Raw genomic sequence first — 16121 nt, 5'->3', positions numbered from 1 at the left:
GGCCCGCTACGCGCGCTCGGCGTGCTCCCGGTCGAGGATGGCGAAGACCAGCTCGGTGGACCACACGCCGTCGCGCACGTCGCTCTCCACGAGGCGGGCCTCCTGCCGCATGCCCAGCCGCTGGACCACGCGGACCGAGGGCAGGTTCTCCTCGTCGATGCGCGCGAACACGCGGTGGAAGCCGTAGGACTCGAAGGCCAGCCGCAGGGTGGCGCGGACGGCCTCGGTGGCCAGCCCGTGCCCCCCGACGTCGGGGTGCAGGGCGTAGCCCACCTCGGCCTGCCGGGGGCCGACCGCCCACTTGAGCATGGTCTCGCCGACGACGTCGCCGTCCGACTCGACCGCGAGCACCAGCACGTCGCCCGGCTCCTCGAACGGCGCGCTCGACCAGGTACGGAGCTTCACGTCCGCCGTCTGCCGGTCCCACGGCGGCTGGTACATGAAGCGCACCACGTCGGGGCGCGAGCGCCAGGCGAAGAACGCCTCCGCGTCGTCCGGGGCGACCGGACGGAGGTTGAGGCGAGGCGTGACCACCGGCCAGCGGGGGTCGGCGCGGTAGGCGGGCGGCACGGAAGAGGGCACGGTCCGACCGTAGCGCCCGGGACCCGGGTTGCACCGGAATTGAGGTGGTACCCACGGGCGAGTCGGTCGTACCGGTGCGGCGTCGCTCACCGCGCCTCGAACGCCACGCTCTCCCAGCCGGCCGGTACCTCGCGGGGCTCCCACGAGGTGTCCGGCGTCCAGTCGGCCCAGGCCTTGTCCCACCAGAGCTCGCCGGCGTCGAGCAGGCCGGCGATCCGGGCGCCCTCGGCGCGGATCTGCTCCATCCGGCCGGGGTACCGGTCGGGTCCGGTCTCCTCGAACTCGACGACGTCCTTGAACTCGTAGGTCTCGGCGTCGGCCGCCCACCAGACGTCCAGCTCGTGGTCGAGCGTGTCGAATCCCATCGGGGTGCGGCGCGGGGCGTCCTCGAGGTTGAAGTACCAGCCCTGGAACGCGCGCTCGGGGCCGTCCCAGAACAGGAAGATGGAGTGCTCCACCCCGGTCCAGTGCAGCTCGAGGCGCCCGTGGCCGCGCCAGAGCGTGCTGCCGGCGAGCTTCCAGGGGTGCTCCCCCACCGGGAACGTGCCCGAACCCGGGTACGCCAGCGGGGTGCCGCCGGGCGTGTAGGTGACGAGCAGGTCGCCGTCGTCCTGCACGCAGACCTGCGGGATCGCGATCCACGGCTCGCCCCGCATGATCTCGCGGCGCACCACCGTCTGGCCGGGCTGGAAAACGGGAGACGTCATGGCGGGAACGCTAACAGCGACGAGTTACGCCCCGGCGACATCGACGTCAACTCCGTGGCGCAGCACCCGCACGGGCCGCAGGTCGGCGTCCGTGACCAGCACGTCGGCGCGGGCCCCGGGCTGCAGGGTGCCGACCTCGCCGGCCAGCCCCAGCACGCGGGCGGGCACCGCCGTCGCGGAACGCACCGCGTCGACCAGGGGGACGCCGCCGTCCACGGCGCAGCGCACCACGTCGACCAGGTGCGCCGTGCCGCCGGCGATCGGCCCCTCCACCTCCGGCATGCCGGGTGCGGCCTGGGGCGTGGCGATCCGGGCGACACCCTCGTGCACCACCACCGACATCGGGCCCAGCTCGTAGTGGCCGTCGGCCACGCCCGCCGCCGCCATCGCGTCGGTCACCAGCACCACCTGGTCCGCGCCCACCATGTCGAACACCGAGCGCACGGTCGCCGGGTCGAGGTGCACGCCGTCGCCGACGAGCTCGACGACCATGTCGCCCCGGGACGCCGCCGCCAGGCAGGCCGCGACGGGGCCCGGCTCGCGGTGGTGCAGGGGCCGCATGCCGTTGAACAGGTGCGTCGCGGTCATCGGCCCGAGTGCCCGGCCCGCCGCGTGGTCGGTGGCCCGCAGCGCCGCGGTGACCTGCTCGATCAGGGCCTCGGCCTGCTCGGTGCTGCCGTCGGTATGGCCGAGGGAGGGCAGCACGCCCGCCTCGACCAGCGCCTCGGCGACGCCGCCGGGTCCGGTCACGCCGGGCACCTCGGGGGCGACGGTCATGGTGCGCAGGTACCCGCGGGCGGCCGCGGCCAGGTCCCGTACCAGCTCGACGCTGCCTTCTTGCAGGTCAGCCGGGTTGTGGGCGCCCCGGCGACGGTGCGAGAGGAACGGCCCCTCCGCGTGCAGGCCCTCGATCTCCCCGACCTCGGCGAGCTCGGCCAGCACCGCGGCCCGCTGCAGCAGCACCTCGGGCTGGGCCGTCACGAGCGACGCGAGCAGGGTGGTGGTGCCGTGGGCGCGGTGCTCCAGGACGCCCGCCATCGCCTCGCCGGCCGACGTGACGTCGGGGAACGAGGCGCCGCCCCCGCCGTGGTTGTGCAGGTCCACGAGACCCGGCAGCACGAACGTCCCGGGTGCGGGCGGCACGTCCTCGAGCGCAGGGCCGTGGCCGGCCTCCAGGGCGTCGACCACGGACCCGGCGAACGCGACGCGCCCCTCGTGGGCGACGAGAACGCCGTCGTCCACCACAGAGGAACCCAGCACCAGACGCCCGCGCACGACAAGGGATTCAGCCACACGGACATCCTGCCACCCGCGCACCCCTGCTGAGTGCGGGTCAGAAGAGGCGCGACGTGGGGTCGTCGACGCCGCGCATGGCGTCGTAGTCCAGCAGGAGGGTCTTGATGCCGCGGTCCTTCGCCAGGACGCGCGCCTGCGGCTTGATCTCCTGGGCCGCGTAGACGCCCTGGACCGGGGCCAGCAGCGGGTCGCGGTTGAGCAGCTCCAGGTACCGCGTGAGCTGCTCGACGCCGTCGATGTCGCCGCGGCGCTTGATCTCCACCGCGACCGTGGAGCCGGAGCCGTCCCGCGCGAGGATGTCCACCGGGCCGATGGCCGTGGGGTACTCGCGCCGCACCAGGGTGTGCCCGTCGCCCAGCAGCGCGATCTGCTCGGCGAGCAGCTCCTGCAGGTGCGCCTCCACGCCGTCCTTCACGAGACCCGGGTCGATGCCCAGGTCGTGGGCGGAGTCGTGGTGCACGGTGAACAGCTCGACCTCGAGCCGGTCGTCCGACTTGGCGTGCTGGACGGTCCACACCTCGGTGACGCCGCGTTCCGCGGCCTCCTCGGAGGGCTCGCGCACCGTGAGGGTGCACGGGGGGCTCATCCAGTTCAGCGGCTTGTACGAGCCGCCGTCCGAGTGGATCAGCACGCTGCCGTCGGCCTTGACCACGAGCAGCCGCGTCGCCGGCGGGAGCATCGCGGTCAGGCGGCCCGTGTAGAGGGCGGAGCAGTCTGCCACGACCAGCCGCATCAGAGAACCAGATCCTGTCGTCCGGGAGGAGCGGCCTCGAGCCAGGAGGCGAGGCCGAAGTAGTCGCCGGCAGCGAGGTCGAGCTCGAAGTCGAGCCCGTCGTACCGGCACTGGACGAGGTAGTGGTCGCCCTGACCACGCTCGTCCGGGTCCAGCGGGGTGCGGCTCGTCACGGTGAGCCGCTCCCGATACCACGTGCGGGCCGGACGGGGTGACAGCGACCAGCACCGCCACCACTCGATCCGGCCCACCGCGTACTGCGCGATGCCCGGCGTCCAGGAACCCTCGGGGTTACCGGTCGCCCGGGCACTGCAGTCGAACGAACCGACCCTGCGGGAGAGGGTCCGCAGCCGGGAGATCCCGGCCGCGATCACGAGCGCGAGCGCCCCGAGTACCGCAATCGCGATCCATACGACGCCCGGCACGCGCGCTCTCCCTCAGACCAGGGAGATCTCGTCGACCACGAGGGTGACGAGGTTGTTGTCCACGGACATGAAGCCGCCGGTGACCTGGGCCTCCACGGCCGGGCCCGAGGCGGTCTCCACCTTGATGGTGCCGGGGCGAAGCACCGCCAGCAGCGGCGTGTGGTTCGCCAGGATGCCGATCTGGCCGTCCGCAGACGGCGCGCTCACCTGGGTCGCCGCACCGCTCCAGACCTTGCGGTCCAGGGACACGAGGTCCACGCTCAGCTCTGCCACGAGAGCTCCTTCCGATGTAGCGGGCGTACTGCCGCCCCTGCCGGGTTGCCCGAGTCTAAGGGGTCCGGCGGGGCGGCATCACGCACGGGGGGACGGACGAGACCTCAGGCCCCGTACTCCTTCTGGATCCGTGCCCAGTTCTCCTCGAGCATCTCAAGCCCGCCGATGTTGTAGAAGGCCTGCTCGGCGATGTGGTCGAACTCACCGGCGCAGATCTTCTTGAACGCCTCGATGGTCTCCGACAGCGGCACCGTCGAGCCCACCACGCCCGTGAACTTCTCGGCCATGTAGGTGTTCTGGGAGAGGAACTGCTGGATACGACGCGCACGCGCGACGACCGTCTTGTCCTCCTCCGAGAGCTCGTCCACGCCGAGGATGGCGATGATGTCCTGCAGCTCCTTGTTCCGCTGCAGGATCGACTTGACCTCGGTGGCCACATCGTAGTGCTCCTGGCCCACGTACCGCGGGTCGAGGATGCGCGAGGTGGAGGCCAGCGGGTCGATCGCCGGGTACAGACCCTTCGACGCGATCTCACGGGAGAGCTCGGTCGTCGCGTCCAGGTGGGCGAACGTCGTGGCCGGGGCCGGGTCGGTGTAGTCGTCAGCCGGCACGTAGATGGCCTGCAGCGACGTGATGGAGTGACCACGCGTCGAGGTGATGCGCTCCTGCAGGAGGCCCATCTCGTCGGCCAGGTTCGGCTGGTAGCCCACGGCGGACGGCATACGGCCGAGCAGCGTGGAGACCTCGGAACCGGCCTGCGTGAAGCGGAAGATGTTGTCGATGAAGAGCAGCACGTCCTGCTGCTGCACGTCACGGAAGTACTCCGCCATCGTCAGGGCCGACAGGGCCACGCGCAGACGCGTGCCCGGCGGCTCGTCCATCTGGCCGAAGACGAGGGCGGTCTTGTCGAACACGCCCGCCTCGTCCATCTCGGCGATCAGGTCGTTGCCCTCACGGGTGCGCTCGCCGACACCGGCGAACACCGACACACCACCGTGGTCCTGGGCCACACGCTGGATCATCTCCTGGATGAGGACCGTCTTGCCGACGCCCGCACCACCGAAGAGGCCGATCTTGCCACCCTGAACGTACGGGGTCAGCAGGTCGATGGACTTGATGCCCGTCTCGAACATCGTGGTCTTCGACTCGAGCTGGTCGAAGGCCGGGGGCTTGCGGTGGATGGGCCAGCGCTCGGTGACCTCGAACTTCTCGCCCTCCTGGAGGTTCAGGACCTCGCCGGTGACGTTGAAGACCTTGCCCTTGGTGATGTCACCGACGGGCACGCTGATCGGCTCGCCCGTGTCGGTGACCACGGCGCCGCGGACCAGGCCGTCGGTCGGCTTGAGCGCGATCGCACGCACCAGGGAGTCGCCCAGGTGCTGCTCGACCTCGAGCGTCAGGGTGAACGTGTTCTCGTCCTCGCCCTGGCCGGACAGGTCGATCTGGACGGTCAGCGCGTTGTAGATGTCGGGGATCGCGTCCTCGGGGAACTCGATGTCCACGACGGGGCCGATCACCCGAGCGACCCGGCCAGTTGCCGGCTCAGTCGGGGCCGCGCCGTGAGGTGATTCCACGGTGGTGGCGGTCATGGTTGCCTCGCTTCGGTGGGCCGGAGGGTCCTCCGGCGGGGAGTCTGTTCGGTTGGTTCAGGACGCCAGGGCGTCGGCACCGGAGACGATCTCGCTGATCTCCTGCGTGATGTCCGCCTGCCGGGCCTGGTTGGCCAGTCGGGTGTACGTACGGATCAGGTCCTCGGCGTTGTCGGTCGCCGTGTGCATGGCGCGCTGGCGGGCGGCGAGCTCCGACGCGGCCGCGTCGAGCAGGGCCGCGTAGATGCGCTGGTCCACGTACCGCGGGAGCAGTGCGTCCAGCACGGCCTCGGGCGACGGCTCGAAGTCGTAGAGCGGCAGGACCTCGTTCTCGTCCGCCTCCACCACGCCCTCGACGACCTCCAGCGGCAGCATCCGCACCACGTGGGGACGCTGCGTCACCATGTTGACGAACTGCGTGGAGACCACGTGCAGCTCCGACACGCCGCCCTCGTCCTCGGGCGCGAGGAACTTCTCGAGCAGTGCCTGCCCGATCTCCTCCGCGACCTCGGCCGTCGGCCGCTCCGAGCCGTACGTCCACGTCCGGACGGTCTCCCGACCACGGAACGTGTAGTACGAGATCGCCCGACGACCGGTGACGTAGAGGAGAACCTCCTTGCCCTCGGCCGCGAGCTGCTGGGTCAGCCGCTCCGCCTCACGGACGATCGACGCCGGGTACGAGCCCGCCATGCCACGGTCCGACGACACCACGAGCACCGCGGCGCGCTTGGCGCCGGGAACCTCCCGCGTGAGCGGGTGATCGATGTCGGTGTGCGTGGCGACCGCCGAGACCGCACGGGTGATCGCCTGCGCGTAGGGGGCCGCAGCCGCCGTCCGCGCACGGGCCTTGCCGATGCGGGACGCGGCGATGAGCTCCTGCGCGCGGAACATCTTCTTCAGCGACTGCGTCGACTTGATCCGTGCCTTGAAGACGCGCTGGGATCCACCGGCCACGGGTCAGGCCTTCTTCTTGACGACGACCTGTGCCTGCTCGACGTCGACGGGCCCGCCCTCGACCTCACCGCCGACGAGCGCGGTGCCGTCGCCCCGCTGGAAGCCGGCGCGGAAGTCGTCGACGGCGGCGCTGAGCGCGTCCTCCGTGTCGGACTCCAGCTTGCCGGTCTCGCGGATCGTGGAGAGCACGTCCGTCTTGCGGCGCAGGTGGTCGAGCAGCTCGGACTCGAACCGCTTGACGTCATCGACCGCGACGTCGTCCAGCTTGCCCTTGGTACCGGCCCACACCGCGGCGACCTGGTCCTCGACCGCGTACGGCGAGTACTGGGGCTGCTTGAGCAGCTCCGTCAGGACGGCGCCGCGCTGGAGCTGGGCACGCGACGCGGCGTCGAGGTCGGACGCGAACATCGCGAACGCCTCGAGCGAGCGGAACTGCGCCAGCTCCAGCTTCAGCGTGCCGGAGACCTTCTTCATGGCCTTGATCTGCGCGTCACCACCGACTCGGGAGACCGAGATACCGACGTCCACGGCGGGACGCTGGTCGGCGTTGAACAGGTCGGACTGCAGGAAGATCTGGCCGTCCGTGATGGAGATGACGTTGGTCGGGATGTACGCCGAGACGTCGTTCGCCTTGGTCTCGATGATCGGCAGACCGGTCATCGAGCCCGCGCCCAGCTCGTCCGAGAGCTTGGCACAGCGCTCGAGCAGACGGGAGTGCAGGTAGAACACGTCGCCCGGGTAGGCCTCGCGGCCCGGCGGGCGGCGCAGCAGCAGCGAGACGGCGCGGTAGGCCTCGGCCTGCTTCGACAGGTCGTCGAAGATGATCAGCACGTGCTTGCCCGAGTACATCCAGTGCTGGCCGATGGCCGAGCCGGTGTACGGGGCGAGGTACTTGAAGCCCGCCGGGTCGGACGCCGGAGCCGCGACGATGGTCGTGTACTCGAGCGCGCCGGCCTCCTCGAGGGCGCCACGCACGGAGGCGATGGTCGAGCCCTTCTGGCCGATGGCGACGTAGATGCAGCGCACCTGCTGGTTCGGGTCGCCGGTCTCCCAGTTCGCCTTCTGGTTGATGATCGTGTCGACCGCGATCGCCGTCTTGCCGGTCTGGCGGTCGCCGATGATCAGCTGACGCTGACCACGGCCGATCGGGATCATCGAGTCGATCGCCTTGATGCCGGTCTGGAGCGGCTCGTGCACCGACTTGCGCTGCATGACGCCGGGCGCCTGCAGCTCCAGGGCACGGGTGCCCTCGGTGGCGATCTCGCCCAGGCCGTCGATGGGCGCGCCCAGCGGGTCGACCACGCGGCCGAGGTAGCCCTCGCCCACGGGGACCGAGAGCACCTCGCCGGTACGGCGGACCTCCTGGCCCTCCTCGATGCCGGTGAACTCGCCCAGGACGACCACACCGATCTCGCGGACGTCCAGGTTCTGCGCGAGTCCGAGCGTGCCGTCCTCGAAGCGCAGCAGCTCGTTGGCCATCACACCGGGGAGGCCCTCGACGCGGGCGATGCCGTCCGCGGCGTACGAGACGCGACCCACCTCCTCGGTGACCGCTTCCTGGGGCTCGTAGGACTTCACGAAGCTGTCCAGTGCGGCCCGGACCTCGTCCGGCCGGATCGTCAGCTCAGCCATTGCTCTTCTCCTGTCGTGGCCGCGAGAGCCGCGGCGGAAGGTTCTTGTTCACGTTTTCAGCCGGCCAGACGACGCTGAGCGTCAGCAAGGCGCGACAGGACGGTGGAGTCGACGACGTCCGCGCCGACCTGGATGCGCATGCCCCCGACGACCGTAGGGTCCACGGTGACGTTCAGCTGGACGGGCTTGCCGTACGAGCGCTCGAGGATGGCGCCGAGGCGCTCCTCCTGCTCGCGCGTCAGCATCGTCGCGCTCGTCACGGCGGCGACGAGACGCTTGCGGCGTTCCGCCGCGACCTCGCCGAACCAGCCGATCGTCTGCACGAAGCGACGGCCACGCGGCGACGACGTCGCGCGCTGCGCCAGGCGCTGGGTCACGGTGTCGACCTTGCCACCGACCAGTGCGTCCACGAGCGCCACACGGCGCTCCGGAGCGGTCGAGGCGTCCGAGAGGACCTGCTTGGCCTCTCGCTGGCCGACCAGTGCCCGGGTGACCCGGAACAGCTCGTCCTCGACCGCCTCCAGCACGCCGCGCGCCTCGGCGGAAGCCAGCACGGCGTCCACGCCGAGACGCTCGACGGCGTCGGCCAGGTCCGCGTCGCTCGCCCAGCGCGACCGGACGAGCCCGGACACCAGGTCGACCACGCGCTCGTCGAAACCGCCCAGCAGGTCGGCCACCAGGCCGGCCTTGGCCTCGCCCTCGCGGGAGGGGTCGGCGAGCGAGCGGCGCAGCGCGGCGGAGTCGTCGAGCGCCGACACCAGGGTGAGCAGCTGCTCACCCAGCGTCAGCGCGTCCGCACCCGCGGCACGCAGCACCGGCTCGAAGCGCTCCTGCGCCGCCGTCAGCGATGCCCCGCTCGATCCCCGCATCACGCCTCCTTGTTGCTTGCCACGGTCTGGCTCGCCTCGAGCTCGTCGAGGAACCGGTCGACCACGCGCGACTGCCGGGCCGAGTCCTCGAGGGACTCGCCGACGATCTTCGACGCGAGCTCGGTCGCCAGCGCGCCGACCTCGGTGCGCAGCGACACCGACGCGGCCTGCCGCTCGGCCTCGATCTGACGGTGCGCCGTCTCGGTGACGCGCTCCGCCTCCTCGCTCGCCTTGGCCTTGAGGTCCTTGATGATCGCGGTGCCCTCGGCACGCGCCTCCTCGCGGACCTGCGCCGCCTCGGCACGGGCCTCGGCCAGCAGCTCCTGCTGCTGGGCCAGCGCCTCGTCGGCCGCCTTCTGCGCGGCCTCGGCCTTCTCGATGCCACCCTCGATGAGGGAGGCACGCTCGTCCAGCACCTTGTTCATGGGCGGCAGGATGAACTTGTAGAACGCCACGGCGATGATCACCAGGACGACTGCCGACCAGAGCAGGTCGTAGCCGGCGGGCAGGAACAGCTCGATGCCCTGCGGCTCTTCCGTCTGCGCCGCTAGCATGGCGGCGCTCGAGTGCGCCGCCATCAGACGAACAGGAAGCCGGCGACGAGCCCGAGGAGCGCGAGCACCTCGACGAACGCGACACCCAGGAACATGGTGGCGCGGAGCTGGCCGGCGACCTCGGGCTGGCGGGCCATGCCCTCGATGGTCTTGCCGATCAGGATGCCGAGGCCGATACCCGGGCCCGTCGCGGCCAGGCCGTAGCCGATCGCGTTCAGGTTGCCAGAGACCTCGGCGAGAGTGGTGACGTCCACTTGCGTCTTCCTTCCGTTGGGCGCCGGACCGGTGTTGGTCCGGCGTCGCGTGGTGTGCGAAGGCGCTGGTGCGCCCGTCGCGGGTTTCCAGGTGAAGCTATGCAGCGTCGCCCGGAGGAGCGAGCACCGTCAGTGCTCCTCCTCCAGCGACATGTTGATGTAGACCGCGGCCAGCAGGGCGAAGATGTACGCCTGCAGGAACGCGACCAGCAGCTCGAAGAGCGTCATGAAGATGCCGGCCGGCAGCGTCAGCGCGCCGAACACCATCAGCCCGCTGCCCGCAGAGTCGATCAGGAAGAACTGCGTGGCGGCGAAGCAGAGCACGAGCATGATGTGGCCGGCGACCATGTTGGCCACCAGTCGGACCATCAGCGAGCCCGGCCGGATGATCAGGATCTGCAGCAGCTCGATCGGCGTCAGGATGAAGTAGATCGGCCACGGGACCCCGGGCGGGAAGAGGTTCGCCCGCAGGTAGCCGCCCAGACCGTGCTTGCGGATGCCGACGGCCCAGTAGGTGACGAAGACCCACAGAGCCAGCAGGAGCGGCACGCCGATGCGCGAGGTGGCGGCGAGGTTCAGGCCCGGGATGATGCCGGTGAGGTTGAACGCCAGGATCGTGACGAAGATCGTGGTGAGCATGGGCAGGAAACGCTTCGCGTTGTCCTTGCCCAGGATCTCCTCGCCGATCTGCACCCGGACGAAGTCCAGGATGTACTCGACACCGGCCTGGAAGCGGCCCGGCACGACCTTCGCCCGGCGCGCGGCGATCAGGAAGACCGACAGCAGCACGATGGTGGCGATGATCCGGATGATCCAGAGCCGGTCGATCTGGAAGATGGTGCCTTCGAAGAGGATGCCCGACGGGAAGAAGTCGGCGATCGACGGCGTGTGGAAGCCGCCCTCACCCTCGTGGCCTTCAGTGGCGGCGAGGATTACGGACGTCGCATACGTGGACAGGAGGACTCCCAGGTGGTCATTCGGCCCCGCGCGCGTTCCCGCTGTGTGGCGGAACGGGCGCGCCGTCGGGCCTGGCCGTCATGGATTCGTCGTAAGCCTAACCTATGTCCCATGCGGTTCTGGCCGTAGAACCGCATGACACGGCCCCTTGTGACTTATTGCGCAACCCCGCGTCAGGTCGTGGGCCGCTCATGGGGTCCGGTCAGGGCTTGGTGTCGGGCTGGGTCTCGGGCTCGACGTAGGGAAGGCGCCCGTTCCGGACCGCGCGGTAGTCGAGCAGCGCGGACCCGACGGCGCCCAGCAGCAGCACGACGAACAGGACGACCCGGTCGTAGAAGTCGAACTGCGTGATGATCACCAGGACGACGATCAGCACCACCATCTTGGCGAGCCAGCTGCCCATCACCACGGCGCCCATGGCGGCCGGCCCCTTGCCGACGGTGTAGAGCATGGACCACACCGTCGTGGCGCAGAAGAACGCGGCGAGCGCCGCACCGATCAGGGCGCCCCAGAGCCCGGGCAGGCCCGCGACCAGGAGCCCGACCAGCGACCCCAGGACGGCGAGGCCCCCCACGAGGATCAGGCAGTCGCGCAGGGCCGCACGCAGCACCGCCTGCTCGGCGGCGCCGCGGGGGGCGTCGGGGGCATCCGGTGCTTGCTCGGTCATTCGACGGTCTCCTTGGTCTTGACGGTGGTCTTCGCGGCGACACCCTCCGTGGCGCTCTGCGGTACGGCGGCGGCCGGGGTCAGCCCGGCCCCGACGGCGGCGGGCACCTTGGGGGTCTGCCCCGACAGCGCGACGTCGTCGTCCAGGAACCGGCCGCGGTTGCGCAGCGGGCCCAGCGTGGCCAGCAGCGCGAGCACCACGAACACCGTGGTCCAGATCAGCACGATCTCCCAGTCCCACTGGACGAGGGCCGCGGCGCTGAAGGCGAACACGGCGGTCCACACGTAGAGGATCACGACGGCACGGCGGTGCGAGTGGCCGAGGGCCAGCATGCGGTGGTGCAGGTGCATGCGGTCGGGTGCCATGGGCGACTTGCCGGCGGCCAGCCGCCGGATCACCGCGAGCCCCATGTCCAGCAGCGGCAGCATGAGCACCGCCACCGGCAGGAGCAGCGGGATGAACGCGGGCAGGGCCTGCGAGCCGGTCATCACGTCGGGCGTGACGTTGCCGGTCACCGTGATCGCCGCGCCGGCCATGACGAGGCCGATCAGCATGGACCCGGCGTCGCCCATGAAGATGCTTGCCGGGTGGAAGTTGTAGGGCAGGAAGCCCACGCAGACGCCCACGAGCACCGCCATCATGAGCGACGCGAGGGAGGAGTAGTCCTCCGGCGTCGCCTGCTGGGTGAGCCCGTAGGTGTAGAGGAAGAAGGCGGCCCCGCCGATCGCGACGATGCCGGCGGCCAGGCCGTCGAGGCCGTCCACGAAGTTCACGGCGTTCATCGCGACCACGACGGCCAGGACCGTCACCACGAGCGACATGCGCGACGACGGGATGGTCGTGCCGGCGATCGGCAGCGTGATGAGCTGGACGCCCTGCAGGACCATGAACCCCGCGGCGAGCACCTGCCCGGCGAGCTTGGTGACCCAGTCGAGGTCCCACTTGTCGTCCGCCCAGCCCAGCGCGCACACGATCGCGGCGCCGCCCACGATGCCCCACGCCTGGCGGTCCTCGAAGACCCCGGACAGGAACGGCATCTGCGAGGCCAGCATGACCGAGACGACGATGCCGATCAGCATCGCCAGCCCGCCGAGCCGGGGCGTGGGCACCGAGTGCACGTCGCGGGCCCGCACGGCGGAGATGGCCGAGGTCTTGAGCGCGACCCAGCGCGCGAAGGGCGTGGTCAGGAACGTGACCGCCGCGGCCACGAGCATCAGGAGCAGGTACACCCTCACTCGTCGTCCTCCGCGGCGGGGGCCGGGGGCGCGATCGGGTCGTCCTCCGGCGACACCGCAGGGCCTTCGACGTCCGCGATCTTGCGCAGCTCGGCCAGCGACACGGCGCCCTCGCGGACGACCCGCAGCACGGGTCCGGTCGCGTCCACGATCGTGGAGGCGACGCCGCCGGGCGCCTCTCCCCCGTCGAGGTAGACGGCGACCGACGCGCCGAGCTGGGACACGGCGTCCGCCACGTCCTGCGCCGCGGGGCTGCCGGACTTGTTCGCACTGGAGACGGCCAGCGGACCGGTGCGCTTCAGGAGGGCGAGCGCGGCGGGGTGGTCCGGCATGCGCAGGGCGACGGTGCCGCCCGTGTCGCCGAGGTCCCACTGCAGCGACGGCTGCGCGTGCAGGATGACGGTGAACCCGCCGGGCCAGAAGGCCTCGACGAGCTTGCGGGCCTCGTCGGGCACGTCGGTGGCGAGGCCGTCGAGCGTCGCGACGTCGCCCACGAGGACCGGCGGCGGCATCTGCCGGCCGCGGCCCTTGGCCGCGAGCAGGGCCGCCACCGCGACCTCGTCGAACGCGTCGGCCGCGATGCCGTACACGGTGTCGGTGGGCAGGACCACGAGGCCGCCGCGGGAGATCGCATTCACTGCCTCGTCGATCGCGGGGCCCCAGGACTGCGGGTCGGTGGCGTCGAGCACGGGCTGCACAGGCACACTCACGCGGACCAGTCTTTCACGATCCGGACGCCAGACGATCCAGGCGGCGCGCGACCACCATGCGGGACCGGCCGGTGAGGTCCTTGCGCGTCTCCGGTTCCCCGAACACGGGCCTGCCCTCGGCGTCCCGCGCGGCCGCGACCATCGCCCGCGCCGCCTCCGCCTGGACCTCCGCGTGCTCCATGACGTACAGCCCGCCGGACCGCAGCAGGCGAGCGGCGGCGCCCGTGATGCCGCGCGGCACCTCCAGCCCGTCCGGTCCCAGCCCGTACAGCGCGACGGCCGGGTCGTGCTCGGCGACCTCCGGGTCCACGGGCACGGCGTCGGACGGCACGTACGGCGGGTTCGAGACGACGACGTCGGCCGTCCCGTCGACCCCGTACAGGGCCGTGCGGGCGTCGCCCTTGACGAGCCGGACGATCCGCTCGGGGGCCGACTCGGGGTCCGCCCCCGCGGCGGGGTCCAGGCCCGCGGCGACGGCGCTCAGGGCGTCCACGTTGCGCGCCGCCCACGCGTGGGCGTCCTTGTCCAGCTCGACGGCGTGCACGCGCGAGCCGGGCACCTCGGTGGCCACCGCCAGCGCGATGGCCCCGGACCCGGTGCACAGGTCGACGACGACGGCGCCGCCCCGCTCGCCCACGACCTTGGCGGCCTCGTCGATCGCCACCTGGGCGACCTCCTCCGTCTCGGGCCGCGGCACGAACACCCCCGGACCGACGGCCAGCTCCAGGTGCCGGAACGGCGCGACGCCGGTCAGGTGCTGCAGGGGCTCGCGGGCGGCCCGCCGGGCGACGAGACGGGCGAACGCGGCGGCCGCGTCGTCGGGCACCTCGCGGCCGAGCACGGTCAGCCGCACCAGCTCGGCCCGGTCCACCCCGAGCGCGTACGCCAGCAGCGCCTCGGCGTCGGCCTGGGGCGACCCGACCCCGGCCTCGGCCAGCTCCTCATGGGCCCACTTCAACAGCTGCGCGCTCACCGCGCTCCTCCGATCACGGCAAAAGCCTGCCCGACGGCGCCGGAAGCCGCCAGACCCGCGGCGTCCGGACCGGGCGTGCGGCGCCCGGACGCCGGGACGGCCCCGGACGCCGCGTTACACACCGGAGGCCTCGGCGAGCCGGGCGGCCTCGTCGGCGTCGATCGCGGACCGGACCACGGGGCCCAGGTCGCCGTCGAGCACCTGGTCGAGGTTGTAGGCCTTGTAGCCCGTGCGGTGGTCGGCGATCCGGTTCTCGGGGAAGTTGTACGTGCGGATCCGCTCGGACCGGTCCACGGTGCGCACCTGCGAGCGGCGCAGCTCGGCGGACTCGGCGGCCGCGGCCTCCTGCTGCGCGGCGAGCAGCCGGGCCCGCAGCACGCGCATGGCCTGCTCGCGGTTCTGCAGCTGCGACTTCTCGTTCTGCATCGAGACGACGATGCCCGTGGGCACGTGCGTGATGCGCACGGCGGAGTCCGTGGTGTTCACCGACTGCCCGCCCGGGCCGGAGGACCGGTAGACGTCGATGCGCAGGTCGTTCTGGTCGATCTCGAGCTCCCCCGGGTCGTCGACCTCGGGGAACACGAGCACGCCCGCCGCCGACGTGTGGATGCGGCCCTGCGACTCGGTCACGGGGACGCGCTGCACGCGGTGCACCCCGCCCTCGTACTTGAGACTGTGCCAGACGCCGTCCTCGGGGCCCTGGACGCTCCTGGCCTTGACGGCCACCTGCACGTCCTTGTAACCGCCCAGGTCGGACGCCGTGGCCTCCAAGAGCTGCGTGGACCAGCCGCGCTGCTCGGCGTACCGCAGGTACATGCGCAGCAGGTCGCCCGCGAACAGCGCGGACTCCTCCCCGCCCTCGCCGGCCTTGATCTCGAGGATCACGTCGCGGCCGTCGTCGGGGTCGCGCGGCACCAGGACCCGGCGCAGCTTCTCCTCGGCGGTCGTCTCGGCCGCCCGGAGAGCTGGCAGCTCCTCGGCGAACGAGGCGTCCTCGGCCGCGAGCTCGGCGGCGGCCTCGGCGTCGTCGTGCGCCTGCTCCCACGCCTTGTAGGCGCCGACCACCTGGTTGAGCTCCGCGTACCGGCGGCCCAGCGTGCGGGCGCGACCGGGGTCGGCGTGCACGGCGGGGTCCGCCAGCGCCGTCTCGATCTCGGCGTGCTCGCTGAGCAGCGGTCCGACGGCGGCGAACGCTTCGGTCACGATCTCTCCTCTGGACGGCGGCGTTGAGTGCTGGGTATTCGCCCTTTTCAGAGCCTCAGGAGGGCGAATATCCCGCACTCAGCGGGAAGGGGTGGGTCTGGGCAAAGCAACAGCGCCGGTGGTCCGGCGTCCGACTGCCCCTGGAGAGGTTGTCGGACCGGACCACCGGCGCTGCGGAGTCGCTACTTGTCGGCGGCCTTCTTGCCGTAGCGCGCCTGGAACCGGGCCACGCGGCCACCGGTGTCCATGATCTTCTGCTTGCCCGTGTAGAACGGGTGGCAGGCGCTGCAGACGTCGGCGCTGATCTTGCCGGACGTCTCGGTGCTACGCGTCGTGAAGGTGTTGCCGCAGGTGCAGGTGACCTGGGTGACGACGTACTCGGGGTGGATTCCAGCCCTCATGTTGCTCCTTGGTGAGATGCCACTGGGTCGCCCTGCAGAACCGCGAGGACGTGAACCAGCGAGCCAGCCAGTAATTGTGCCACTACCTCGCCCGGATCGGCGAGGCA

The 16121-nt window shown here is 71.3% G+C and carries 19 protein-coding genes; all 19 read right to left on the bottom strand.

Features of this window, described 5'->3' with window-relative positions; translation table 11 throughout:
* Window positions 1–6 precede the first annotated feature (6 nt).
* Window positions 7–582: a GNAT family N-acetyltransferase gene (locus tag QRN56_RS26515; RefSeq protein WP_285108344.1), complete on the bottom strand. Its 576-nt coding sequence runs from the start codon at window positions 580–582 to the stop codon at window positions 7–9.
* An 86-nt stretch (window positions 583–668) separates the two neighbouring features.
* Window positions 669–1289 (bottom strand): ribonuclease FAU-1 family protein, encoded by a 621-nt coding sequence (locus QRN56_RS26510; protein ID WP_285108342.1) that lies wholly within the window; start codon window positions 1287–1289, stop codon window positions 669–671.
* 24 nt (window positions 1290–1313) lie between these two features.
* The gene (locus tag QRN56_RS26505) at window positions 1314–2582 is read right to left on the bottom strand and encodes an N-acetylglucosamine-6-phosphate deacetylase (RefSeq protein ID WP_285108340.1); all 1269 of its coding nucleotides are present in this window, start codon (window positions 2580–2582) and stop codon (window positions 1314–1316) included.
* A gap of 40 nt (window positions 2583–2622) precedes the next feature.
* A complete protein-coding gene (gene nucS / locus QRN56_RS26500; protein WP_285108338.1) occupies window positions 2623–3318 on the bottom strand; it encodes an endonuclease NucS in 696 nt (231 codons plus the stop codon).
* Window positions 3318–3743: a DUF2550 domain-containing protein gene (locus QRN56_RS26495; RefSeq protein WP_020017630.1), complete on the bottom strand. Its 426-nt coding sequence runs from the start codon at window positions 3741–3743 to the stop codon at window positions 3318–3320. The genes nucS and QRN56_RS26495 overlap by 1 nt, the downstream gene beginning before the upstream one ends.
* Window positions 3744–3755: 12 nt before the next feature.
* A complete protein-coding gene (locus tag QRN56_RS26490) occupies window positions 3756–4016 on the bottom strand; it encodes a F0F1 ATP synthase subunit epsilon (RefSeq protein WP_285108336.1) in 261 nt (86 codons plus the stop codon).
* 104 nt (window positions 4017–4120) lie between these two features.
* Window positions 4121–5605 (bottom strand): F0F1 ATP synthase subunit beta, encoded by a 1485-nt coding sequence (atpD, locus tag QRN56_RS26485; protein WP_285108335.1) that lies wholly within the window; start codon window positions 5603–5605, stop codon window positions 4121–4123.
* Between the two features lie 57 nt (window positions 5606–5662).
* Window positions 5663–6559: a F0F1 ATP synthase subunit gamma gene (locus QRN56_RS26480; RefSeq protein WP_285108333.1), complete on the bottom strand. Its 897-nt coding sequence runs from the start codon at window positions 6557–6559 to the stop codon at window positions 5663–5665.
* A 3-nt stretch (window positions 6560–6562) separates the two neighbouring features.
* Window positions 6563–8191 (bottom strand): F0F1 ATP synthase subunit alpha, encoded by a 1629-nt coding sequence (atpA, locus tag QRN56_RS26475; protein ID WP_285108331.1) that lies wholly within the window; start codon window positions 8189–8191, stop codon window positions 6563–6565.
* A 56-nt stretch (window positions 8192–8247) separates the two neighbouring features.
* The gene (locus QRN56_RS26470; RefSeq protein ID WP_285108330.1) at window positions 8248–9060 is read right to left on the bottom strand and encodes a F0F1 ATP synthase subunit delta; all 813 of its coding nucleotides are present in this window, start codon (window positions 9058–9060) and stop codon (window positions 8248–8250) included.
* Entirely contained in the window at window positions 9060–9638 is a 579-nt protein-coding gene (locus QRN56_RS26465) for a F0F1 ATP synthase subunit B (RefSeq protein ID WP_285108329.1), read from the bottom strand. Before QRN56_RS26465 ends, QRN56_RS26470 begins: the two co-directional genes overlap by 1 nt.
* On the bottom strand, window positions 9638–9868 hold the full coding sequence (locus QRN56_RS26460) for an ATP synthase F0 subunit C (RefSeq protein WP_285108328.1): 231 nt from the start codon (window positions 9866–9868) through the stop codon (window positions 9638–9640). The genes QRN56_RS26465 and QRN56_RS26460 overlap by 1 nt, the downstream gene beginning before the upstream one ends.
* A gap of 129 nt (window positions 9869–9997) precedes the next feature.
* Window positions 9998–10747 carry a F0F1 ATP synthase subunit A gene (atpB, locus tag QRN56_RS26455; protein ID WP_502928849.1) on the bottom strand — a complete coding sequence of 250 codons (750 nt, stop codon included), beginning with the start codon at window positions 10745–10747 and terminating at the stop codon, window positions 9998–10000.
* Between the two features lie 280 nt (window positions 10748–11027).
* On the bottom strand, window positions 11028–11492 hold the full coding sequence (locus tag QRN56_RS26450; protein WP_285108326.1) for a Cg1360 family ATP-synthase-associated protein: 465 nt from the start codon (window positions 11490–11492) through the stop codon (window positions 11028–11030).
* Window positions 11489–12727 carry an MraY family glycosyltransferase gene (locus QRN56_RS26445; protein WP_285108325.1) on the bottom strand — a complete coding sequence of 413 codons (1239 nt, stop codon included), beginning with the start codon at window positions 12725–12727 and terminating at the stop codon, window positions 11489–11491. Before QRN56_RS26445 ends, QRN56_RS26450 begins: the two co-directional genes overlap by 4 nt.
* Window positions 12724–13431, bottom strand: coding sequence for an L-threonylcarbamoyladenylate synthase (locus QRN56_RS26440; protein ID WP_502928848.1), 708 nt, complete (start codon window positions 13429–13431; stop codon window positions 12724–12726). The genes QRN56_RS26445 and QRN56_RS26440 overlap by 4 nt, the downstream gene beginning before the upstream one ends.
* Window positions 13432–13450: 19 nt before the next feature.
* Window positions 13451–14410: a peptide chain release factor N(5)-glutamine methyltransferase gene (prmC, locus tag QRN56_RS26435; protein WP_285108322.1), complete on the bottom strand. Its 960-nt coding sequence runs from the start codon at window positions 14408–14410 to the stop codon at window positions 13451–13453.
* Between the two features lie 114 nt (window positions 14411–14524).
* Entirely contained in the window at window positions 14525–15613 is a 1089-nt protein-coding gene (gene prfA / locus QRN56_RS26430) for a peptide chain release factor 1 (RefSeq protein ID WP_285108321.1), read from the bottom strand.
* A 182-nt stretch (window positions 15614–15795) separates the two neighbouring features.
* Window positions 15796–16014 (bottom strand): 50S ribosomal protein L31, encoded by a 219-nt coding sequence (gene rpmE / locus QRN56_RS26425; protein ID WP_119142620.1) that lies wholly within the window; start codon window positions 16012–16014, stop codon window positions 15796–15798.
* Window positions 16015–16121: the final 107 nt, after the last annotated feature.

Origin of the sequence: Promicromonospora sp. MEB111, from assembly GCF_030209445.1 — a bacterium.
Lineage (GTDB): Bacteria > Actinomycetota > Actinomycetes > Actinomycetales > Cellulomonadaceae > Promicromonospora.
Note: the sequence above shows the minus strand (reverse complement) of the source record. Positions and strands in the feature narration are given on the sequence as shown.